Here is a 22,388-nt window from a genome sequence, read left to right as displayed (position 1 = left end):
CGTAAAACCGCCATGTCCAAGGGGAGGAATCATGATGTCGAGTGCCGAGGGCACCGCTGCGCCTGCAATCCTGTCGGCTAACAGGATCTCCAAGTCGTTCGGCGACATCCCTGTGCTGTTCAGCATCGATTTTGACATTCGTCCTGGCGAGGTTCACGCCATCATCGGCGAAAATGGCGCCGGCAAATCCACTCTCATCAAAGTTCTTTCCGGTATCGAGCAGCCCACCTCCGGCACCATCACCTACGATGGCAAGGTGGTCACGCTTCCGCCCAATGGCGAGGCGGAGGCAATGGGTATCGTGCTTATCCACCAGGAGCTCAATCTTGCCGAGCACCTGACGGTCGCTGACTCGATCTTTCTTGGTCGCGAGATCAAGAAGTTTGGTTTCCTCGACCTTGGGGAGATGCGCCGCCGCGCTGCGGCCATTCTGGATACGCTACATGTGCGCGTCGATCCCGATGCTCGCATCAACACGCTTTCGGTCGCCGACAAGCAGATGGTGGAAATCGCCAAAGCCATCAGCCGCGATGCGCGTGTGTTGATCATGGATGAGCCCACTGCCGTGCTTTCGGTGGGAGAGACAGAAACGCTGTTCGAGCAGATCAAGCGGCTCACCGAGCGCGGCGTCGCCGTGATCTTCATTTCGCACAAGCTCGACGAAATCATGCAGCTGGCCCAACGGGTGACGGTCCTGCGCGATGGGCAGTTGATCGCAACCCTGGGCACCGAGGCGCTGACCCCCGATTCCATCGCCCAGATGATGGTGGGGCGCGAACTCTCAAATCTCTATCCGCCCAAGCACGAGCCCGATGTCGATGCCCCCGTCGTGCTCGCGGTGCGCAATCTCGAGGCGCCCGGTGTTCGTGACGTTTCATTCGATCTGCGCCGTGGCGAGATCCTGGGCTTTGCGGGTCTTATCGGCTCGGGGCGTACGGCTGTTGCAGAGGCAATCGTCGGGTTGACCCACAAGACGGGCGGCTCCGTCAAACTCGGTGGCGAGGAAACCCACTTCGCCGATGTCGGCAAGTCCGTCGATGCCGGGCTCGCCTATATGACCAAGGATCGCAAGGGCAAGGGGCTGCTCCTCAACGTGGGGCTGCAGCCCAACCTTACGTTGCTGACCATCAAAAAGCATCTCAAGGGCGGCTTTCTCAATGGCGCGAGCGAGGCCGAAGCCCTCGAGCGCGCCACGCGCCGGTTCGATATCCGGGCGCGCGATGCTTCAGTTCAGGTCGGTAAGCTCTCGGGCGGCAATCAGCAAAAGCTAATGCTGGGCAAGACGATGGAAACCGAGCCGGACATCATCATCATGGATGAGCCGACGCGTGGCATCGATGTCGGCACCAAGCAGCAGATCTATCACATCGTCGCAGCGCTCGCGGCCGAGGGTAAGTCGATCATTCTCATCTCATCGGAGATGCAGGAGGTCATCGGGCTCTCCCATCGGGTGCTGGTGATGCGGGAAGGGCGCCTGGCCGGAACGCTGGAAGGCGCGGAAATCCAGGAAGCAGAAATCATGCGGTACGCCGCAGGCATCAAGCAAAGTGGGGAAGATGAGCGTCTCAGCGCATGAACCGGTGAAGTCGTCCAAGGGCTTCCGCATCGACCTTAAGACCGCCGGGCCGCTCGTCGCGCTGATCCTGCTGGTCATCCTGGGCTATTCGCTCAACCCGCTCTTTCTGGGCGAGGGTAATGTCACCAACCTGCTGACCCGTTCAGCCTTTATCGGCATTATCGCCGTTGGTGCCACATTCGTCATCACGGCCGGCGGCATCGACTTGTCGGTCGGCTCCATGGCCGCCTTCATCGCCGGTGTCATGATCATTGTCATGAACTGGGCGGTGGATTCCATGGGTGTGTCCATCTGGACGGTGGTCCTGGGCATCGGCTGCTCGCTGATCCTGGGCGTCGGTGCGGGGTTCATCAACGGCTTTCTGACCACCAAAGGGAAGATCGAGGCCTTCATCGTTACCCTGGGCACCATGGGAATCTACCGTTCGCTGGTGACTTACTTTGCCAATGGCGGGACCCTGTCGCTCAACAACAGCGCCCGCGAGATCTACCGCCCGGTCTACTACGACAGCTTCCTGCGCCTGCCCTATCCTGTCTGGGTCTTCATCATCGTCGCCATTCTGGGCTGGATTTTGATGAACCGGACGGCGTTCGGCCGCTACTGCATGGCCATTGGCAGCAACGAGCATGTTGCCCGCTATTCGGCTATTAAGGTCGACCGGGTGCGCACCATGACTTTCATCCTGCAGGGTCTATGCGTGTCGCTGGCCACCATCATCTATGTGCCGCGCCTGGGCTCCGCCTCGGCAGCAACAGGCGTCCTCTGGGAGCTTGAAGCCATCGCGGCGGTGATCATCGGCGGCACTATGCTCAAGGGCGGCTTCGGCCGGGTCGGCGGCACAGTGATCGGCGCGCTGATCCTGACCGCCATTGGCAATATCCTCAATCTCACCGAGATCATCTCCAACTACCTCAACGGGGCGGTTCAGGGCGTGATCATCATCGCGGCAGTTTACTTGCAGCGTGGCTCGCTCCGCGCCGGGCGCAAGAAGGCCGAGTAGCCAATTCCACGCCCCTAACGGGCGGGATCACTGGCGCCGTGTTTCGGTGCCGAACATAGTAGGGAGGACTTTTATGTCTCTAAAGGCAATCGCACTTGGCCTTATGGCCACCAGCGTTCTGGCCGGCTCTGCCTTGGCGCAGGACGAACAGGTCAAGATCGGCGTTTCGATCCCGGCCGCGACGCATGGTTTCATGGGTGGTCTCAACTGGCATGCCCAAGAAGCCGAAAAGCGGCTCGAGGCTGCGCATCCCAATATCGACCTCATCATCGTCACCGCCGACGGTCCGTCGGACCAGGCCAGCGATCTTGAAGACCTTGTTTCGGTGCAGCAGATCGACGCTCTCGTTGTGCTCCCCTTCGAATCCGAGCCCCTGACTGAGCCGGTTCGGGCCGTTAAGGATGCGGGTGCGTTCATCACCGTGGTAGATCGCGGCCTGACCGATCCGACCATCCAGGACGTCTATGTGTCCGGCAACAACACCGAAATGGGTGTGAACTCGGCCGAATACATGATGACCCGTCTTGGTGAAGGCGACAACATCGTTATCCTGCGCGGCATCCCCACCGTGCTCGACACCGAGCGGTTCGACGCCTTCATGTCCACTATCGAAGGCTCGGGCATCAATGTGCTCGACGACGAGTTCGCCAACTGGAACCGTGATGACGGCTTCGAAGTGATGCAGGACTTCCTGTCGCGCTTCCCTGACATAGATGGTGTCTGGGCTCAGGATGATGACATCACTCTCGGCGTGGTGGAAGCTATCCGCCAGGCTGGCCGTGAAGACGAGATGTTCGTGGTCGGCGGCGCCGGCATGAAGGAGATCGTCAAGGGCGTAATGGAAGGCGACGAGCTCGTTCCCGTCGACGTGCTCTATCCGCCGGCACAGATCGCGACCGCCATGGACGTCACCGTGGCGCACTTCACCTCCAACGGCCCGGTTCGCGGCGAATACATCCTTGGTTCGCCCCTGATCACCCAGGAAAATGCCGAGCAGTTCTACTTTCCCGACAGCCCGTTCTGACCTCCCAACGCAATCAGACGCTGTCGAAACGAGGGGCGCTGCAAGGCGCCCCTTTGTTGTCAGCCGATCTTGTTGAGGCTCTGCCGCAACGCCTTGCCTTCGTCCGGCTCGAAAGCTTCGTCGACCAGCCGGTGCGTTTCTCGCCAGATCGGTAGCGCCGCCCCCAGCCGCTGCCGCCCCGCATCGGTAAGCTGCAGCAGCCGGCTGCGTCGGTCCTTGGGATCGGCCGTGGTGGCGACGAGCCCCTCCCGCTCCAGCGGTTTCAAAGCCGCGGTTAGCGTCGTGCGATCCATCGCCAAGAGCGAAGCTACCGAGCCGAGTGTCGGTGGCTCTGGGCGGTTCAACGACATCAGCAGCGAGAACTGCCCATTGGTCAGTCCCACCGGCCGCAGGGCGATGTCAAAGCGACGAGCGAGGGCTCGCGCCGCCCGTTGTGCGGCAAGGCAAAGACAGTGGTCGCGGACATGGAGAGTGGTGGCAAAGTCGAGAGTACTAGAAGTCATGCTGCAAAATACGTTGACATCAACGTAAGTGTCAATCAGCATGCGTTCACCTGTGGACCAGGAGAGGAGTTTGGGAATGACCTATATTGCTGGTTTTGTGGCCGCCGTACCGGCGGCCAACAAGGAAGCCTACCGCCAACTGGCAGAAGAGACCGTCGCGATCTTTCAGGAGTTCGGCGCGAAACGCCTGATGGAAGTTTGGGGCGATGAGGTCCCGGACGGGAAGGTCACCGATTTCCGTCGCGCCGTGAAGGCCAAACCCGACGAGGTGATCGTCTACTCCTGGCATGAATACCCTACCCGGGAGGCCGCCCAGGAAGCCAATCGCAAGATGATCGCCGATCCGCGCATGGAGGAGATCGCGAAGAATATGCCATTCGACGGCACCCGCATGCTCTATGGCGGCTTCGACGAAATCCTTGATACCGGCCGGGGCGGCAAGCCGGGCTATGTCGATGGCGCCCTGGCGCCCGTGCCTGTGGACCGCTTCGAGGACTACCGGACCCTTGCTCGGCAACAGGTCGAGGTGTTCAAAGAGAACGGCGCCACCCGCATCTTCGAGACCTGGGGCGACTTTTTGCCCGATGGGCAAGTCACCGACTTCAAGGACGCGGTGCAAGCCAAGGACGGCGAAACGGTCATCTTCTCCGTGGTCGAATGGCCGTCCAAGGAGGTTCGCGACGCTGCGTGGCCCAAGATCTTCGAAGACCCGCGCATGCATTCAGCGGACCAGCCGCAGGACGAGGCGCGTCGGATCTATGGCGGCTTTGTCCCGCTACTCGACGCCTAGATAGCTTCGGGCGTGTAGCCGGCCTCGCGAATGGCGTTCTCGCCTTTCGCGCGGTCGCCTGTGAAGGTCACGCGGTGATTGGCCAGGTCGATCTCAACCCGTGGATCCGGCAAAGCCTCTTCGAGCGCTGTGCGCACCGTCCCCACGCAATGATTGCAGGTCATATCATCCACTTTAAGCGTTAATCTGTCGTTCATCTTGATGTCCTTTCTGTATCTCTGCACCCGCGAGATCCTCGAGAATCGGGCAATCCGGGCGCTCGTCGCCCCCGCAGCAATGCACCAAATGCCGCAGCGTTTTTGCCATGCTTTGCAGCTCGGAGATCTTCTGCTCCAGCTCCACAACATGCCGGCTGGCGATTTCCTTGACCTCGGCGCTGGCGCGGCTCTTGTCCTGCCAAAGCCTCAGCAATGTTGAAGTTTCTTCCATGGAGAACCCCAGCGTCCGTGCGCGCTTGATGAAGCGCAGCACGTGAACCTCATCGGCGCCATAGACCCGATAATTGCTTTCCGTACGCTCGGGCGGACGGATAAGGCCGATGGATTCGTAGTAGCGGATCATCTTCGCCGACACACCCGAAGCATCCGCTGCCTGACCGATGTTCATGCCATCTCTCCTTCGAGCTGCACCCGCCGTAATCTTTTAAGCCGCAGGGCGTTTCCGACCACGAACACACTCGATAGCGCCATAGCGCCCGCCGCAATCATTGGCGATAGCAGCATGGCAAACGGCGCATAGAGCACGCCCGCCGCCACCGGGATCAACAGCACGTTGTAGGCAAATGCCCAGAACAGGTTCTGATGGATGTTGCGCAGCGTCGCTCGGCTGCTCGAGATCGCATCGAGAACCCCGCGGAGATCGCCTCCAAGCAGCACCACATCCGCACTCTCAATGGCGGCATCGGTGCCGGTTCCAACGGCAATGCCAACATCTGCCTCCGCCAGGGCAGGGGCGTCATTGATGCCATCGCCCACGAAACCCACCTGTCCAAGGGGCCGTAAGGATTTAAGCGCCGCAACCTTTTCCGCAGGCAATACTTCGGCCCGCACCTCGTCAATGCCGAGTTGGCGGGCGATAGCTTCGGCCGTGCGCCGGTTGTCGCCCGAGATCATGGCTGTCTTGATGTTCATCCGGTGCAGCGCCGCGATCACCGAACGACTGGTGGGCTTCACTGCGTCGGCGACAACGATGGCAGCAGCCAGCTTGTCGTCTATCGCAGCAAAGACCGGCGTCTTACCCTCGTCTGCCAGTCTGTCGAGAGCTTGGCCGAAATCCGAAAAGTCGAACTGGCTGAGGAAACGCTGTGAGCCCACCGCGACCAGCCGACCGTCCACACGGGCACGGATGCCTTCACCCGTGACGGCTTTGACCTCGGTGACCTGACCGAGCGTCAAGCCTTGCTTCTCGGCCGCTGCAACGATGGCCTCGCCGATAGGGTGTTCAGAGCGGCTCTCGAGGGCCGCTACCAGTGCAAGCACCTCGTCGTGCTCGAAATCATTATCCAGAATGAGATCTGTAAGTTCAGGCTTGCCCCGTGTCAGCGTGCCTGTCTTGTCGAAGGCAATCACGCTAACCCCGCTCAATTGCTGCAAGGCTTCGCTCTTGCGGAACAGCACGCCGAGTTCGGCTGCACGCCCCGTGCCGACCATAATGGCGGTGGGCGTCGCCAAGCCCATGGCACATGGGCAGGCAATGATGACAACGGCGACAGCGTTCACAAGCCCAAGGACATAGCCAGGCGCAGGACCAAAGAGCGTCCAACCAGCAAAGGTCAGCACCGCTAGCCCGATCACCACGGGAACGAACCAGCCGGTGATCTTGTCCACCTGACGCTGGATCGGCAGCTTACCGCCCTGTGCCTCTTCAACCAAGCGGATGATCTGCGCCAGCATGGTGTCTGCGCCCACTTTGGTCGCGCGGAAACTGAAACTGCCAGACGTGTTGAGCGTACCGCCGATGACCTGTGCACCGGCACTTTTGGAGACGGGTAGCGGTTCGCCCGAGATCATCGACTCGTCGATGTGGCTGCTGCCTTCGACGATCTCCCCGTCAACCGGGATCTTCTCGCCTGGGCGGACCAAGATCAGGTCACCCAAGACGACCTCCTCGATTGGCAAGTCGACATTTCCCCCGTTCCGCTGCACGCGCGCGGTTTTGGCTTGCTGCTGCACGAGGCGCTGGATGGCTTCTCCTGTTCTTCCTTTGGCAAGCGCTTCCAGCCAGCGGCCGACGAGGATCAGCGTGACGATAACGGCGGCAGATTCGTAGTAGACGTGCTGCGTTCCTGCAGGCAGTACGCCGGGCGTAAAGGTGGCAACGACCGAATAGAGATACGCGGCTCCGGCGCCCAGGGCGACCAGGGAATTCATCTCGGGCGCGCCACGGAAGAGGGCAGGAATACCAGCCTTGAAGAACCGCAATCCGGGCCCGAACAGCACAACAGTTGCCAGCAAAAAGTACAGCAAAAAGAGGGTTTGCTGCGGTACTAATCCCATCAACCAGTGGTGCACGGGAGCATAGAAGTGGCTGCCCATCTCCAGCACGAAGAGCGGCAGGGTGAAGACTGCCGCAATGAGAACGTCGCGCCGTAGCAGGGCGGCATCTTCATCATGATGGTTGTGGCCGCCATGCTCGTCGCGAGGCTGAGCGACCGGCGTCGGTGTGGCATTGTAGCCGGTCTTTTCGACGGCGCGGAGTGTTGCCTCGATGGCGGCCGGATCGGTCAGCTCGATCGTTGCGCGCTCAGTTGCCAGGTTTACGGCAGCCGATTGTACCTCCGGCACCTTGAGCAATGCCTTTTCAACACGGGCGACGCAGGAAGCGCAACTCATGCCCTGAATGTCGATGGAGACTTTGCTGAAATGGATATGCTGATTCATGGGACTTACCTCGTCCCGTTGCATATAGGGCTTCCCATCGTGGGAAGGTCAAGGTTTCCGAGGATCCGAAATGAACCTCTTATGAACTAAGTTGCCCATTTTCTTTGCACCGAATGCATAACGGATGTGCACGCAGGCCAACTACTCATCACGGGCGGGCCGACCTAGATAAGGGTCAACCAAAGTGAAGGGGAAAAGAAAATGAACATCCGTCAGCGTATTAGCCAGTTTGCCCAGTATCAGCGCACCATGCGCGAGCTCAGCTCGCTCGACCAGCGTCAGCTGAACGATCTCGGCATCACCCGCTCCGATATCAAGGAAATCGCCCGCGGTACCTACGCCCGCTAAGGCGCGGCGACAAAGCTGTTATGAAGATGAAGGCGTCCTGAACGGGCGCCTTTTGTCTTTTTTGGGCACATGAACGCTTCAGCGGATGAGATCGGCTGCCTTGGCACCAAGGGCGATGATTAGGTCCTCTGGCTTGAGCTGGATCTGCAATCCGCGTTGGCCGCCGTTGAGATAGACCAGCTCTTCGAGGGTGGCGATTTCCTCGACAGCAGTGGGCACCTGCTTTTTTTGCCCGAAGGGACTGATGCCGCCTACTTTGTAGCCAGTCAGGCGCTCAGCGTCCGCCGGCTTCATCATGTGAGCGCTCTTGCCACCAAAAGCGGCAGCAAGCTTTTTCATGTTAACCTCTTCGTCGGAGGGCACCACCACGCAGACCGGCTTGCCATCGACTTCGGCCATGAGCGTCTTTAGCACGATTGCGGGCGAGACACCGAGCGCCTCGGCAGCCTGGAGTCCGACCCGGTCAGCTCCGGGGTCGTAATCATAGGTGGCGGTGGTGAAGGCGATGTCGGCCCTGGTGAGTGCCAGCGTTGCGGGCGTGTTCTTGGACATGATGGCTTGTTGTAGAACAAACGGCGCGCCAGGCAAGTGGCTGTCAGTTAATGCAAAAGGCTCGGCATCACTGCCGAGCCTTAGACGCAACGCGGGGAGGAGCGTTGTGTTCTTAAACGATGCCGCTGGAACCAGCTTCAACGGCAGGGCGGATTTCGGCGACCTTGGCGCGATAGCCGGAGGCGCGATAGGCGCTGAGAAGATCGATAGCGCCACCCTTTTCGAGGCGTGCCATAGCCAGAATAGGCTCCACATCGGTGCGGTAGGCGTGGCGCAGATGCTGCGTTGCCGCTAGCGCATCGTTACCGCTTTGAGCAGCCGTAAGCCCCTTACGGTCTACCAGGAGTGCCTGGGCATAGGCGCGCTGCACATCGGCGGCCGACAGCATCAGCGACTCGATGGGATCGGTGACGTTGTGCGACTGATCGAGCATGTGCGCCGGATGGAAGTCGCTGTAGCGCTCCTCGGCATCCACCAGTTCGTTGAACACCAGGAACAGGCGGTAGGGGTCGATGGAGCCGGCGTCGAGATCGTCGTCGCCATACTTGCTGTCGTTGAAGTGGAAGCCGCCCAGCTTGCCGAACTGCGCCAGGCGCGAGACAATCATCTCGATATTGACGTTGGGGGCATGATGGCCGAGGTCGACGAGGCAATAGGCTTTGTCGCCGAGCTCCTTGGCGATCATGTAGTTGGTGCCCCAATCCTGCACGACCGTTGAGTAGAAGGCCGGCTCGTACATCTTGTGCTCAGTATAGACCCGCCAGTCATCGGGCAGGGCGGCATAGATGGCCTTCATGGAGTCGAGATAGTTCTCGAACTGGGTGGCAAAATTAGTCTGCCCGGGGAAGTTCGAGCCGTCGCCGATCCACACCGTCAGCGCCTTGGAGCCAATGGTCTTGCCGATCTCGATGCATTCGAGATTGTGCTCGATGGCCTGGTCGCGCGTGGCCTTGTCATAGGCCGAGAGCGAGCCGAACTTATAGCTCTGCATCTGGCCCTTGGCGTCCGCGAAGGTATTGGAGTTCATGGCATCGAAGCCGAGATTGAAGCGGCTGGCGGCCTGCTTCAACCGGTTCGGATCGGCCTTGTCCCACGGAATGTGGAGCGAGACGGTATTGGTCGCCTGGGTCATCTGGGCGATAACGGCGCAATCCTCGATCTTGTCGAAGATATCGCGGGGTTCGCCCTTGCCCGGGAAGCGCGCAAAGCGCGTGCCGCCGGTGCCGACGCCCCAGGAAGGGACGGCGATGTTGAATGCGGCAACCTTGGCCTTGATGGCGTCGATGGCGACGCCGCGCCGATCAAGGCGCTCGCCGAGACTCTCGTAGTCGCGGCGAAGGTCGGCTTCGCGCTTGGCGTTGTCAGCTTCCACGACGGAAGGCTCGATGATGTATTCGGTCATTTATTGTTCTCCCGAAGGAACCCTCATCCGCCCTTCGGGCCCCTTCTCCCACCAGGGGAGAAGGGGGCGCCGAGGCTTTCCTACCCGTCAGGTCACCCCTCTACCCTTGTAGGATAGGGTGGATGGCCTTAGCGCGACACGGGTGAGGGGCTTCCTCCCTCTGCTTCGATTACCGCGTGAACGACTGGGCGTTGCCCGCGTCGACATTGATGATGTTGCCGGTGGATTTCGCCGAGGCCTCCGAAGCAAAGAAGTAGATGGCCTCGGCGATGTCCTCGGGGAACACCGAACGCTTCAGCATCGAACGCTGGCGGTACATTTCCTCGAGACCATCCTTGTCGGTCTTGTATGTCGATGCGCGCTGCTCGAGCCATTCACCGGCCCAAATCTTGGACCCACGCAGCACGGCGTCGGGATTGACGACGTTGACGCGGATCTGCGCTTCCGCACCCTCGAGGGCGAGGCAGCGGGCGAGGTGGATCTCGGCGGCCTTGGCGGTGCAGTAGGCGGAGGCGTTGGGGGAAGCGGCAAGGCCGTTCTTGGAGGCGACGAAGACGACATTGCCGCCGATGTGCTGGGTGCGGAACAGGCGGAATGCCTCACGGCTGACCAGGAAGTAACCCGTGGACAGGATGTCCATGTTCTTGTTCCAGAGCTCGAGCGAGGTTTCCTCGATCGGCGCCGAAGAAGCGAGGCCGGCATTGGACACCAAGATGTCGAGGCCACCGAACTCCACCACGGCGTGCGTGAACCCGGAGATGACCTGCTCTTCCCTGGTGACGTTGATGTTCACCGGGCGGACGAAGTCGGCGCCGAAGACGTCCGACAGCTCCTGAGTGGCGTTGTCGAGCGCATTCTGGTCAATGTCGGCCAGCACCACGCAGGCACCTTCCCGCAGAAGGCGAGCGGCGGTGGCCTTGCCGATGCCGCCGGCGCCACCGGTGACAAGAGCGATCTTGCCAGCCAGTGACTTCGGCTTGGGCATGCGCTGGAGCTTGGCTTCTTCAAGCAGCCAATACTCGATGTCGAAAGCTTCCTGCTCGGGCAGGCCCTGATATTCCGATACGGTCGAGGCGCCGCGCATCACATTGATGGCGTTGACGTAGAACTCGCCGGAGATGCGGGCGGTCGCCTTGTCCTTGGCAAAGGTGATCATGCCCACGCCGGGGATCAGGTAGACCACTGCGTTCGGGTCGCGGATGGCGGGCGAATTGTCGTGCTTGGAGCGCTCGTAATAGGCCGCGTAATCGGCGCGGTAGGCGGCGATCTGGTCGCCCAGCCCGGCGAGGACGGCGTCGACATCGGGGTTGGCGGGATCAAGGTCGATCACCAGCGGGCGGATCTTGGTGCGCAGGAAGTGGTCAGGGCAGGAGGTGCCCAGCGCTGCCAGCGGCCGCAGGTTCTTGGAGTTGACGAACTCCAGGACGGCGTCGCTGTCATCGAAATGGCCCAGCTTATGGCTGTCTTCCGAGATGAAGCCGCGAATCTTGGGCATGAGCCTGGCCGCAATCGCCCGGCGCTGCTCGGCAGGGAGCGACTGAACAGCTTCGCCGCCGAAGATGGTCTTGCCGGCAGTCTGCTCTTCAAACCAGGCGATGGCCTGATTGATGATGGCGATGGTGGTCTCGTAGCATTCCTTGGGCGTGTCGCCCCAGGTGAAGAGACCGTGAGATTCGAGAACCACGCCCTTGGCATCGGGGTTCTCCAGGCAGAACTTCTCCAGCCACAGGCCAAGCTCAAAACCTGGCTTCTTCCACGGCAGCCAGCCAATGGTGTCGCCAAAGATCTGCTGGGTCAGCTCCTTGGAATTCTTGGAGGCCGCGATGGCAATAATGGCGTCGGGGTGCATGTGATCGACATAGGGCCGATTCACATAGGCATGGAGCGGCGTGTCGATGGAGGAGGCGCGCGGATTGAGGTTGAAAGTCGCGTGCGGCAGATAGCCGACCATCTCGTCTTCGAACTCGACGCCGCGATAGAGACCCTTCAGGGCGCGCAGCTTGTCCATATAGAGCGTGGCAAAACCCTCGAGCTTGATCGAGGCATTGTCACCACCCGAACCCTTGACCCAGAGAACCTCGACCTCTTCGCCCGTCAGTGGGTCTTTCTGCCAAATCTTAGAGGAGGTGTTGCCGCCACCGTAATTGGTGACGCGCTTGTCCGAACCGAGCAAGTTGGAGCGATAGACGAGGCGCTCGGGCTCGCTCATGGCGGCCGCCTTGGCGTCGTCCCATTTGTTCTCAAGGCGCTTTGGCGCAGTGTCGGACATGCGTTCCTCCCGGACTAAAGTGGTCTTTAACTGGCCGGGACATGGCCATGATCGATTGTAGCTGTCAATCAGAAACAATCAGGAACGCGCATGTACGGCTAACATGTTTTGCTTCTGATGGTTTGATGATTGACACTGATCGAACTTGCTGGCTAGGAATGCGCCAGGAGGATAGCAGCCTTGCACGAAACCGAACGTCATAGAGTCATTCTGGCCGCCGCCCAGTCGCGGCCAATGGTGACGGTTGGCGATCTGGTGGAAGTGACCGGATCCTCTGAAGCCACCATCCGCCGTGACATTGCAGCACTGCATGTGCGCGGGCAGGTGCGCCGGGTGCGGGGCGGGGCCGAGGCCGTGAACCCGCCAGACCAGCACGCGCTGGTTGGTCGACCGTTCTCAGTGAGCGAAACGATCAACATCACTCAGAAGCGGGCAATCGCCCGTGCGGCTGCGGAATTGTGCCAGGACGGCGAGCCGATCATCATCAATGGCGGCACGACCACCTACCAGATGGTGCATCACCTGACCGGCAAGCGCCTTAGTGTCTTCACCAACAGCTTCGCTATCGCCGAATTCCTGCTGCACAATTCGCGCAACTCCGTCGTCATCCCCGGTGGCACGGTCTATCGCGAGCAGAACGTCATCCTCTCGCCCTTCGGCGGTGTGGTAGCCAGCCACTTCTACGCCAAGCGCATGTTCATCGGCTGCCAGGGCATCGGCCAGCACGGCCTGATGGAAGCCGATCCGATGGTCGTCCAGTCCGAACTGGCGCTCATCGGCCAAGCCGATGAACTGATCGTTCTGGCCGACTCATCGAAGTTTTCGGGAAGATCGAGCCTCATCCTATGTGGGCTCGACCGAATTGCCGCTGTTGTCACCGATAGCGGCATCCGCGACGAAGACCGCCAAATGCTGGAAACGGCAGGCGTGCGGCTCATCGTGGCGGAGACCAGTGCGCAGGCGGAACGCCAATCAACAGTCGCCTGAGCCAAACCATAGACCAACTATCCCAGGGAGGGATCAACCAATGAAACTCATGAAAATCCTAGCCGCCGGCACCGCTGCCGCGCTGCTGCTTGCCGCTCCTGCCTATGCGCAGACCCGCATCGCGCTGGTCGTCAAGTCGCTGGGCAACGGCTTCTTCGACGCGGCCAATCGCGGCGCCCAGGAAGCTGCCGAGGAGCTTGGCGACGTCGAGGTCATCTATACCGGCCCCACCGCGGCCACCGCTGAAGCCCAGATCGAAGTGGTCAACTCGCTGATCGCCCAGCAGGTCGACGCGATCGCCATCTCGGCCAACGATCCGGACGCGCTCGTTCCGGCCCTGCAGCGCGCCATGCAGCGCGGCATCAAGGTGGTAAGCTTTGATAGCGGTGTGGCTCCCGAGGGCCGCCAGATCCACCTCAACCCCTCCGAAACCCAGCTGATCGGCGAGACCATCATCAAGCTGGCTGCCGACTACCTGCCCGAGGGTGGTGACGTGGCGATTCTTTCGGCCGCTTCGACTGCGACCAACCAGAACGCCTGGATCGAAGCTGCCAAGGCCGCCATCCCCGAGAAGTTCCCCAACATCAACCTCGTTTCGGTGGTTTATGGCGACGACGACTCGGTGAAGTCCACCGAAGAAGCCCGCGGCCTGCTCGCTGCCTATCCCGAGCTCGACGCGATCATCGCCCCGACCACTGTCGGCGTCGTGGCTGCTGCTCAGGTCGTCACCGACCAGGACCGCATCGGCGAAGTCAATGTGACCGGTCTGGCACTGCCCTCCGAGTTCAAGCAGTTCATCGACAACGGCGCTTCGCAGGCCGTGGCGCTGTGGAACCCGATCGACCTGGGCTACTCGGCCGTGATGCTGGCCAATGCCCTGGTTGAAGGTGAAGAAGCCGCGCCCGGCGCGACCTTCTCGATCGGTCGCGTGGGTGAAGTGACCCTGGACGACACCAACGCCGCCGCCATGGCCGCGCCGTTCCAGTTCGACGCGTCCAACATCGACGAGTTCGCCGAGATCTATTGATCTGCACATAGCAGGGCTCGGCGCAAAGTGCGCCGAGCCTTTTGCCACGGTGTCATCCCCGCGCAAGCGGGGACCTCCGTTTCTAACAACAGGGGTTCCCGCTCCCGCGGGAATGACCCGGTGGAACTTTGTTGATGACCCAACCCATCCTCACCCTTTCAGGCATCTCCAAGAGCTTTCCCGGCGTGCGGGCGCTCAACGGGGTTTCGCTGGAGCTCTATCCCGGCGAGGTCACCGCGCTGATCGGGGAGAATGGGGCGGGTAAATCGACCCTGGTCAAGATCTTGACCGGCATCTACCAGCCCGATGGTGGCGAAATCACCGTGGGGGGCAAGCCGGTGAGCCTGCCGACCGCCCATGCGGCTTTCGAGGCAGGCGTGACGGCGATCCACCAGGAAACGGTGCTGTTCGACGAGTTGACCGTTGCCGAAAATATCTATCTCGGCCATGCGCCGCGCAATCGCTTCGGCATGATCGACTGGAAGGCCATGCGCGAGGAATCGCGCAAGACGCTGGATTCCATGGCTGCAGGTATCGATCCTGGCATCAAGCTCAAGGAACTGGGCATCGCCAAGAAGCACCTGGTGGCCGTGGCGCGGGCGCTTTCCATCGACGCGCAGGTCGTGATCATGGATGAGCCGACCGCCGCCTTGAGCCAGAAGGAAATCGAGGAACTCTACGTCCTGATCGAACTGCTCAAGCGGGATGGCAAGGCGCTGCTCTTTATCAGTCACAAGTTCGACGAGATCTACCGCATCGCCGACCGCTTCACCGTGTTCCGCGATGGCGAAATGGTGGGCAAGGGCCTGATCAAGGACACCCGCCAGAGCGAGATCGTGCAGATGATGGTTGGCCGCTCTGTGGACCAGGTATTCCCCGCACGGACCGCCGAGATCGGCGAAGTGGTGCTCGAAGCGCGGGGGCTCAGCCATCCCACTGAGTTCGAGGACGTGTCCTTCCAGGTGCGCAAGGGCGAGATCCTGGGTTTCTACGGCCTGGTCGGTGCCGGCCGCTCCGAGGTCATGCAGGCGGTCTTTGGCATGACCCAGCCGTCGGGCGGCGAACTGGTGCTCGAGGGCGAGGTGATCGCACCCAAATCGGCAGCCGATGCGGTGGATGCCGGCATCGTCTATGTGCCCGAGGAGCGCGGCAAGCAGGGCGTCATCACGGGCGAACCCATCTTCAAGAATGTCTCGCTGCCATCGCTGGGCAAGACCAGCAAGTCTGGCTTTCTCCGCATGGCCGAGGAATTCGAGCTGGCGCGGACCTATACCGAGCGGCTCGACTTGCGGGCGTCCTCGCTGAGCCAGGACGTCTCGACGCTGTCGGGCGGCAATCAACAGAAGGTGGTGATCGCCAAATGGCTGGCCACCCTGCCCAAGGTCATCATTCTCGACGAGCCTACAAAAGGCATCGACATCGGCTCCAAGGCCGCGGTGCACGCCTTCATGGGTGAGCTCGTGGCGCAGGGGCTCTCGGTCATCATGGTCTCGTCCGAACTGCCCGAGGTGATGGGCATGAGCGACCGCATCGTCGTCATGCGCGAAGGCCGGGTGATCGACACATTGGACAACACCAATCTCAAGCCGGAGACGCTGGTGCGCCTGGCGGCCGGGATCGCCGAGGAGCAGGCAGCATGAAAGCCTTGACCAAGAACCGCGAAGTCTTGTTGGGCCTCGGGATCATCCTGGTGCTGGTCCTGGTGACGCTGCGCTTTCCGCGCTTCGCCGAGCCGCGTAACCTGCTGACTATCTTCAACGATACGTCCATCCTGATGATGCTGGCACTGGGGCAGATGGTGGTGATCCTCACCCGCTCCATTGACCTCTCCATGGCCTCGAACCTGGCGCTGACCGGCATGATCGTGGCCATGCTCAATGCAGCGGCGCCCTGGATCACCATTCCGCTGCTGATCGCACTGGCAGTCTGTGTCGGCGCTGCCCTGGGTGCCTTTAACGGCATTCTCGTTTGGAAGCTCAACATCCCGCCGATCGTGGTGACACTGGGCACGCTCACCATCTTCCGCGGCTTGGTGTTCGTCATCTCGGGCGGCGCTTGGGTCAACGCAGCGCAGATGAGCACGGAGTTCATCCAGTTCCAGCGAGCCGCCTTCCTGGGCCTGCCGGTTCTGAGTTGGACCGCTATCGTGGTCGCCGTGTTGTTCTACCTGCTGATGACCCGCACCTCGCTGGGCCGGGCGCTCTACGCCATCGGGGTCAACCCGACCGCTGCGGTTTATACGGGGATCAATGTGGGCTTCACCAAGTTCATGGCTTTCGTGATCGCCGGTGCCGTGGCGGGCCTTGCGGGCTACCTCTGGATTTCTCGCTATGTGATCGCCTCGGTAGAAGTGGCGAGCGGCTATGAGCTCACCATTATCGCGGCGTGCGTGATCGGGGGCGTCTCCATCGCCGGCGGTATCGGCTCGGTGGTGGGCGTGCTGCTAGGCGCGATCTTCCTTGGGGTCATCAACAACGCCCTGCCAGTCATCAACATCTCGCCCTTCTGGCAGATGGCGATTTCGGGCGCCGCAATCCTGCTGGCCGTGGTGCTCAACGCCCGTGGCGAGCGGAGCAAGGGCCGCATTATTCTCAAGAAGGCGGAAGCCACATGACTGACATTCCCGCAGCCGGCCGCCAGCTCCCCAACCGGCTCGACAACCCGTTCAAATCGGCCGTCCTGAGCTGGGAGACCCTGCTGGTCCTAGTGGCCATTGCGATCTTCATCGCCAATTCCTTTGCTTCACCGTACTTCCTGAACGAGTGGAGCTTGTCGGACATGACCTTCAACTTCACCGAAAAGGCGCTGATTGCGCTAGCCATGGCGTTGTTGATCATATCGGGCGAGATCGATCTGTCGGTGGCGTCGATCATCGCACTCGCCTCGACGCTGATGGGGTTGGCGCTGCAATACGGGGCGGATACGCCGGTTCTGGTGGCGGTCGGTGTCGCGACGGGCATTGCCTGTGGTGCCTTCAACGGCTTCCTGGTCACTGGGCTGAAGCTGCCCTCGATCGTGGTCACCATCGGCACGATGAGCCTCTTCCGCGGCATCAGCTTCATTATCCTGGGAGACCAGAGCTTTGGTGGCTACCCGGCCAGCTTCTCCTGGTTCGGGCAGGGCTATGTCACCTGGGTGATCTCGTTCGAACTGGTGCTGTTCCTCGTTTGCGCGGTGATCTACTGGGTGGTGCTGCACCGCACCAATTTCGGCCGCCGCATCTTTGCCATCGGCAACAATGATGTCGCGGCCAAGTTCTCCGGTGTTCGCGTCGAGCGCATCAAGTTTGTCCTCTTCTGCCTCACGGGGCTGATGAGTGGGATCGCGGCCATCCTCCTCACCGCCCGGCTCGGCTCGACGCGCCCATCAATTGCACAGGGTTGGGAACTCGAAGCCATCACCATGGTGGTGCTGGGCGGCGTCTCGATCCTGGGCGGCGCAGGTTCAATTATCGGCGTTGTGCTTGCAGCGCTGATCATGGGGCTTGTCACCTTCGGCCTAGGGCTTCTCAACGTGCCGGGCGTGATTATGTCCATCTTCATCGGCGCCTTGCTGATCGTGGTGATCGCGCTGCCGATCCTGTTCAAGATGTGGAAGCAACGCGCATGATCACCGACGATAGTTACGAGAAGCACGCCTTCAAGATGCAGCTCAACCCGGGGATGGCCGCCGAGTACAAGAAGCGGCACGACGAAATCTTTCCTGAACTGGTCGATCTGCTGCACCAAGCGGGGGTGAAGGACTATTCCATTCACCTCGACGAGGAGACCAACACCCTTTTCGGCGTGCTGTGGCGGCGCCGGGATCACACCATGGCAGACCTGCCAAAGACCGCAGTGATGCAGCGCTGGTGGGCTCACATGGCAGACATCATGGCGACGAACGACAAGAACGAACCCCTCTCGACCGATCTCACGCCCATGTTCTGGATGAAATAGTGCCGCCGAAGACGAAATAGTGTCGATTGAGGCCGAGGGTGTGAAACCCTCGGTGATCCTTGAGGATTGTAGCTCCGTAACAATCCTGGTCGGTCAGTCGGACATGCTCAAGAGGCAAATTGGGTCTAGCCCAATTCTGTCGAGACGTTAGGCTAGGACCTCAAGCGTCCCGCTGTAGGGCCACAACGGAGAATCCCATGCGTCTATCCGCCAAGCTTCTGACTGCCGCCGCCGCCTTTGTCATTTCCGCCACTGCCGCAAATGCGCAGGTTGTCGTTTCCTCAAAGATCGACACCGAAGGCGGCGTGCTGGGCAACATCATCAAGCAGGTGCTGGAGGACAATGAGATCCCCGTCACCGATCGCATTCAGCTTGGCGGCACGCCTATCGTGCGCGAGGCCATCACGGCGGGCGAGATCGACATTTATCCCGAATATACCGGCAATGCGGCGTTCTTCTTTGATCGTGCCGATGAGCCGCTCTGGAACAATGCCGAGAGCGCCTACACCGAGGCCTCCGAACTCGACTACGAGGCCAACAAGATTGTCTGGTTGACCCCATCGCCTGCCAACAACACCTGGGCGGTTGCCCTGCGCAACGATGTTGCCGAGGCCAACAATCTCACCACCTTCACCGAGTTCGGCGAATGGGTCTCCGGCGGCGGTGAAGTCAAGCTGGCCGCATCGGCCGAATTTGTGAACTCGCCCGCAGCCCTTCCCAAGTTCCAGGAGGTCTATGGCTTCGAGCTTTCGCCCGATCAGCTGGTAACGCTGTCGGGCGGCGATACGGCAGCGACTATCGCTGCTGCCGCTCAACAGACCAACGGCGTCAACGCCGCGATGGTCTATGGCACCGATGGCGGTATCGCCCCGTCCGGCCTGACCGTGCTGGAAGACGATCAGGGCGTTCAGCCGGTGTACCAGCCGGCGCCGATCATCCGCGAGGAAGTGCTGCAGGAATACTCCCAGATCGAAGAACTGCTGAAGCCAGTCTTCGAAGGCCTGACGCTTGAAGTTCTGCAGGAGCTCAATGGTCGGGTGCAGGTGGGCGGCGAAGCTGCGGCTGCTGTCGCCACCGATTACCTGACGCAGAACGGCTTCCTCGACTAACAGCAATGGGGAGGAACATTCCTCCCCACTGCCTCGCATGACTCATCGGGAGCGCGGCGGCGCCGTGCCCGCGCAGCTGCAGTTGCATCACCAAGCTGGACCGTCGATGAACTTTGCCGCTGCGAGTAAAGCTGCCGAGGAGCCGAGCTGGTTGAAACTCGACAAGCTCGGCGTGCTGATCGGGCTCATCGCTCTTGCCGGCGCGTTCTCGCCCTTCGCATTGTTTCGCGCCAACCGCATCGTGCCGGGAGAGACCAGAAGCATCCTGGAAGCGCTTCCTTCCCTCCCATCGGCGCTGCTAGTCGGTGTGGTAGTGGTGGGGATCGTCCTTGCGCTGCTGCGCTTGCCGGGTGTCGTTCGGCTGGCGGCCGGCTTTTTGGTGGTGGCGACGCTGGGGGTGCTGATCGGCTGGTCGGCCAGCCATCTCACTCCAGAGGGAGACACCTTCGCCCGCGTTTCGCCGGCGGCAGGTTTTTGGCTTTTGGGGACTGCCTTTGCGCTGCTCGTCGCGGACTCCTTGATCCGCCTGCGGCTCGGGCCACTGGCCCGCATCGGCGTGCTGATCGGAGTTGCCGCTGCGGTTGGTGCAATGCTGTGGAGCGGGGCCTGGGACGATCTGTCGATCCTGAAGGAATACGCCAATCGAGCGCCGGCCTTCTGGCAGGAGGCACAGACCCACCTGGTGCTGGCCTTCGGTTCCATGGCTTTGGCGACGGTCGTGGGCGTGCCGCTGGGCGTGCTCTGCTACAAGGTTCGGCCGCTCCGGGCCGCTGTGCTGAACGTGCTCAACATTGTCCAGACTGTCCCCTCCATCGCGCTGTTCGGCCTCTTGATTGCGCCCCTGGCCTGGGTGGCGGCCAATGTGCCGGGTGCCTCGGCGATCGGCATTTCGGGCATCGGTACCGCGCCTGCCCTGGTGGCACTCTTTGCCTATTCGCTCCTGCCGGTCGTTTCCAATGCCGTGGTGGGGCTGCTCGGCGTTCCCAGCTCAGCGGTGGATGCAGCCAAGGGCATGGGCATGAGCAGCCCACAACGGCTCTTCGGCGTCGAACTGCCGCTCGCCTTTCCGGTCATTCTCACCGGCATAAGGATCGTACTGGTGCAAAATATCGGGTTGGCGACCATTGCTGCGCTGATCGGCGGCGGAGGATTCGGCGTGTTCGTGTTCCAAGGGATTGGGCAAACGGCCATGGATCTGGTGCTGCTGGGCGCGATCCCCACGGTCGCGCTCGCCTTTGCCGCAGCCGTGGTGCTTGATGCCATGGTCGAGTTGAGCACACCCGGAGGGCGGCGCCGATGATCGAAATCGAAAACATCAGCAAGACCTATGAGGGCCTGCCAGTTGTGGATGACGTCACCATGACCATTCAGCCGCATACGATCTGCGCGGTGGTTGGCACCTCGGGCTCCGGCAAAACCACCCTGGTGCGCATGATCAACAAGCTCGTGGTGCCGAGCACCGGGACGATCCGCATCGATGGCGAGGACATCGCGAGTAAACCAGCCTACCAATTGCGCCGCCAGATCGGCTACGCAATTCAGGGGCATGGGCTGTTTCCGCATCGCACCGTCGCTCAAAATATCGGAACGGTGCCAAAGCTTCTGGGGTGGGATGCCAAGCGGATCCGGGCCCGGGTCGATGAACTGCTGCAGCTGTTTCAGCTTGAGCCCGGCGAATATCGCGACCGCATGCCGGGGGCCTTGTCGGGGGGGCAGCAGCAGCGCGTTGGCGTGGCGCGAGCCCTCGCGGCGGGCCCCAACATCCTCCTCATGGATGAGCCGTTCGGCGCGCTCGATCCGCTGATCCGCGCCAAGGCGCAGGAAGATTTGCTTACCATCCAGCGCCGGTTCGGCACCACCATCGTGTTGGTGACGCACGACATGGAGGAGGCCATTCATCTGGGCGACACCATTGCCGTGCTCGACAAGGGCAAGCTGTTGCAGGTGGCGTCGCCGCAGGAAATCATCGCCCACCCAGCCTCGCCCTTTGTGGCCGAACTTATCGGTACGGCTGAGCGGCCCTTCCGGCTGCTGTCCCTCGAGCGGGTCGCCGATCATGTGGAGCCCGGCGAGGCGGAGGGGACTGCGCTTGAGGCTTCGCTGTCATTGCGCGACGCCCTTGCCGACCTGCTCTGGACCGGCCGACTGAGTGCCCCCGTCCAGCGGAATGGTGAGATCATCGGCAGGGTGAGCCGGGGGCAACTCGAACAACTCGCTGCGCGGCCTCGATGAAGATCGGCCTGATCCTGAGGCTTGTCGCACTGGTCGTACTGCTCGCTTTTCTCGTGAGCCCGCAGAGCTTTTCGGCATTCTTTGCCCTGTTCGCAGGGCCGCGGCAGCCCGCCATCTATGAACAAGGGGCCATTCTCGACCTGACGCTCAACCATCTGGCGATCGTTGCCGCAGCGACATTCGCCGCCACCCTGGTTGCTGTTGGCCTGGCAATCATCGTGACCCGCCCATTCGGCGCCGAGTTCCTGCCGCTGTCACGCTCACTCGCCAATATCGGCCAGACCTTCCCGCCAGTAGCGGTTTTGGCGCTCGCGGTGCCGGTGCTCGGTTTTGGCACTGCGCCGACGCTGGTGGCGCTGTTTCTCTATGGGCTCCTGCCGATCTTCGAGAACAGTCTGGCGGGCCTGCTCAACCTGCCGAAAAAGGTGACAGAGGCTGCCCGTGGCATGGGCATGAGCGGCTGGCAACGGCTGGTCAGCGTGGAACTGCCATTGGCCCTGCCGGTGATCCTGGCGGGCATTCGGCTGTCCACGGTCATTTCGCTTGGCACCGCCACGATCGGCTCGACGGTGGCGGCGCGCACCCTGGGCGAGGTGATCATTGCCGGTCTGTTGACCGGCAACACGGCGTTCGTGCTGCAGGGCGGCATGGTGGTGGGGATCCTTGCAGTGCTGATCTATGACGGCATGGCCGCACTTGAGCGCTGGCTGATGGCGCGCACGGGGCAGGCCGTGCGCGCTGCCGCATGAGCC

The 22,388-nt window shown here is 61.4% G+C and carries 22 protein-coding genes; 15 read left to right on the top strand and 7 right to left on the bottom strand.

Annotated elements, in window-relative coordinates:
- Positions 1 to 34 precede the first annotated feature (34 nt).
- The 3 genes from QOV41_RS15645 to QOV41_RS15635 all read left to right on the top strand — a co-directional run bounded on the left by QOV41_RS15645 (position 35) and on the right by QOV41_RS15635 (position 3,600).
- Entirely contained in the window at positions 35 to 1,576 is a 1,542-nt protein-coding gene (locus tag QOV41_RS15645) for a sugar ABC transporter ATP-binding protein (protein ID WP_284581348.1), read from the top strand.
- Positions 1,557 to 2,576 (top strand): ABC transporter permease, encoded by a 1,020-nt coding sequence (locus QOV41_RS15640; RefSeq protein ID WP_284577729.1) that lies wholly within the window; start codon positions 1,557 to 1,559, stop codon positions 2,574 to 2,576. The genes QOV41_RS15645 and QOV41_RS15640 overlap by 20 nt, the downstream gene beginning before the upstream one ends.
- A 73-nt stretch (positions 2,577 to 2,649) precedes the next feature.
- Positions 2,650 to 3,600: a substrate-binding domain-containing protein gene (locus tag QOV41_RS15635; protein ID WP_284577728.1), complete on the top strand. Its 951-nt coding sequence runs from the start codon at positions 2,650 to 2,652 to the stop codon at positions 3,598 to 3,600.
- 59 nt (positions 3,601 to 3,659) lie between these two features.
- Here QOV41_RS15635 and QOV41_RS15630 read toward each other — a convergent pair whose 3' ends face one another.
- Positions 3,660 to 4,103, bottom strand: a complete 444-nt coding sequence (locus QOV41_RS15630) for a MarR family winged helix-turn-helix transcriptional regulator (RefSeq protein WP_284577727.1) — start codon at positions 4,101 to 4,103, stop codon at positions 3,660 to 3,662.
- A 76-nt stretch (positions 4,104 to 4,179) separates the two neighbouring features.
- Between QOV41_RS15630 and QOV41_RS15625 the strand changes: the two genes are divergently transcribed.
- On the top strand, positions 4,180 to 4,893 hold the full coding sequence (locus QOV41_RS15625; RefSeq protein WP_284577726.1) for a DUF1428 domain-containing protein: 714 nt from the start codon (positions 4,180 to 4,182) through the stop codon (positions 4,891 to 4,893).
- Here the strand turns inward: QOV41_RS15625 and QOV41_RS15620 are convergent.
- From QOV41_RS15620 to QOV41_RS15610, 3 genes are read right to left on the bottom strand one after another with little or no spacing between them, the layout of a single operon-like run.
- Positions 4,890 to 5,090: a heavy-metal-associated domain-containing protein gene (locus QOV41_RS15620; protein ID WP_284577725.1), complete on the bottom strand. Its 201-nt coding sequence runs from the start codon at positions 5,088 to 5,090 to the stop codon at positions 4,890 to 4,892. The two genes, QOV41_RS15625 and QOV41_RS15620, sit on opposite strands and share 4 nt — an antisense overlap.
- Positions 5,068 to 5,499: a Cu(I)-responsive transcriptional regulator gene (cueR, locus tag QOV41_RS15615; RefSeq protein ID WP_284577724.1), complete on the bottom strand. Its 432-nt coding sequence runs from the start codon at positions 5,497 to 5,499 to the stop codon at positions 5,068 to 5,070. The genes QOV41_RS15620 and cueR overlap by 23 nt, the downstream gene beginning before the upstream one ends.
- Entirely contained in the window at positions 5,496 to 7,772 is a 2,277-nt protein-coding gene (locus tag QOV41_RS15610) for a heavy metal translocating P-type ATPase (RefSeq protein ID WP_284577723.1), read from the bottom strand. The genes cueR and QOV41_RS15610 overlap by 4 nt, the downstream gene beginning before the upstream one ends.
- A gap of 201 nt (positions 7,773 to 7,973) precedes the next feature.
- Between QOV41_RS15610 and QOV41_RS15605 the strand changes: the two genes are divergently transcribed.
- On the top strand, positions 7,974 to 8,120 hold the full coding sequence (locus tag QOV41_RS15605; RefSeq protein WP_284577722.1) for a DUF1127 domain-containing protein: 147 nt from the start codon (positions 7,974 to 7,976) through the stop codon (positions 8,118 to 8,120).
- Between the two features lie 78 nt (positions 8,121 to 8,198).
- Here QOV41_RS15605 and ybaK read toward each other — a convergent pair whose 3' ends face one another.
- From ybaK to QOV41_RS15590, 3 genes are all read right to left on the bottom strand, one after another.
- Positions 8,199 to 8,672 carry a Cys-tRNA(Pro) deacylase gene (gene ybaK / locus QOV41_RS15600; RefSeq protein WP_284577721.1) on the bottom strand — a complete coding sequence of 158 codons (474 nt, stop codon included), beginning with the start codon at positions 8,670 to 8,672 and terminating at the stop codon, positions 8,199 to 8,201.
- 112 nt (positions 8,673 to 8,784) lie between these two features.
- Complete coding sequence (rhaI, locus tag QOV41_RS15595) at positions 8,785 to 10,074, bottom strand: L-rhamnose catabolism isomerase (RefSeq protein ID WP_284577720.1); 1,290 nt, start codon at positions 10,072 to 10,074, stop codon at positions 8,785 to 8,787.
- 169 nt (positions 10,075 to 10,243) lie between these two features.
- Entirely contained in the window at positions 10,244 to 12,343 is a 2,100-nt protein-coding gene (locus QOV41_RS15590) for a bifunctional rhamnulose-1-phosphate aldolase/short-chain dehydrogenase (protein WP_284577719.1), read from the bottom strand.
- Between the two features lie 180 nt (positions 12,344 to 12,523).
- Here QOV41_RS15590 and QOV41_RS15585 point away from each other — a divergent pair, with 180 nt between their 5' ends.
- From QOV41_RS15585 to QOV41_RS15540, 10 genes are all read left to right on the top strand, one after another.
- Positions 12,524 to 13,330: a DeoR/GlpR family DNA-binding transcription regulator gene (locus QOV41_RS15585; protein ID WP_284577718.1), complete on the top strand. Its 807-nt coding sequence runs from the start codon at positions 12,524 to 12,526 to the stop codon at positions 13,328 to 13,330.
- 40 nt (positions 13,331 to 13,370) lie between these two features.
- Positions 13,371 to 14,357 carry a rhamnose ABC transporter substrate-binding protein gene (rhaS, locus tag QOV41_RS15580; protein ID WP_284577717.1) on the top strand — a complete coding sequence of 329 codons (987 nt, stop codon included), beginning with the start codon at positions 13,371 to 13,373 and terminating at the stop codon, positions 14,355 to 14,357.
- Positions 14,358 to 14,491: 134 nt separating this feature from the next.
- The gene (locus tag QOV41_RS15575; RefSeq protein ID WP_284577716.1) at positions 14,492 to 15,997 is read left to right on the top strand and encodes a sugar ABC transporter ATP-binding protein; all 1,506 of its coding nucleotides are present in this window, start codon (positions 14,492 to 14,494) and stop codon (positions 15,995 to 15,997) included.
- On the top strand, positions 15,994 to 16,971 hold the full coding sequence (locus QOV41_RS15570) for an ABC transporter permease (protein ID WP_284577715.1): 978 nt from the start codon (positions 15,994 to 15,996) through the stop codon (positions 16,969 to 16,971). Before QOV41_RS15575 ends, QOV41_RS15570 begins: the two co-directional genes overlap by 4 nt.
- The gene (locus QOV41_RS15565; protein ID WP_284577714.1) at positions 16,968 to 17,966 is read left to right on the top strand and encodes an ABC transporter permease; all 999 of its coding nucleotides are present in this window, start codon (positions 16,968 to 16,970) and stop codon (positions 17,964 to 17,966) included. Before QOV41_RS15570 ends, QOV41_RS15565 begins: the two co-directional genes overlap by 4 nt.
- Entirely contained in the window at positions 17,963 to 18,295 is a 333-nt protein-coding gene (gene rhaM, locus QOV41_RS15560) for an L-rhamnose mutarotase (protein WP_284577713.1), read from the top strand. The genes QOV41_RS15565 and rhaM overlap by 4 nt, the downstream gene beginning before the upstream one ends.
- 197 nt (positions 18,296 to 18,492) lie before the next feature.
- Positions 18,493 to 19,404: a glycine betaine ABC transporter substrate-binding protein OsmF gene (gene osmF / locus QOV41_RS15555; RefSeq protein WP_284577712.1), complete on the top strand. Its 912-nt coding sequence runs from the start codon at positions 18,493 to 18,495 to the stop codon at positions 19,402 to 19,404.
- A 106-nt stretch (positions 19,405 to 19,510) separates the two neighbouring features.
- Positions 19,511 to 20,704: an ABC transporter permease gene (locus QOV41_RS15550; RefSeq protein WP_284577711.1), complete on the top strand. Its 1,194-nt coding sequence runs from the start codon at positions 19,511 to 19,513 to the stop codon at positions 20,702 to 20,704.
- Complete coding sequence (locus QOV41_RS15545; RefSeq protein ID WP_284577710.1) at positions 20,701 to 21,636, top strand: ABC transporter ATP-binding protein; 936 nt, start codon at positions 20,701 to 20,703, stop codon at positions 21,634 to 21,636. The genes QOV41_RS15550 and QOV41_RS15545 overlap by 4 nt, the downstream gene beginning before the upstream one ends.
- Positions 21,633 to 22,385, top strand: coding sequence for an ABC transporter permease (locus QOV41_RS15540; protein ID WP_284577709.1), 753 nt, complete (start codon positions 21,633 to 21,635; stop codon positions 22,383 to 22,385). Before QOV41_RS15545 ends, QOV41_RS15540 begins: the two co-directional genes overlap by 4 nt.
- Positions 22,386 to 22,388: the final 3 nt, after the last annotated feature.

Origin of the sequence: Devosia sp. RR2S18 (assembly GCF_030177755.1) — a bacterium.
GTDB lineage: Bacteria > Pseudomonadota > Alphaproteobacteria > Rhizobiales > Devosiaceae > Devosia > Devosia rhizosphaerae.
The sequence above is the reverse complement of the archived record's forward strand: the minus strand, read 5'-3'. Positions and strand labels throughout refer to the sequence as shown.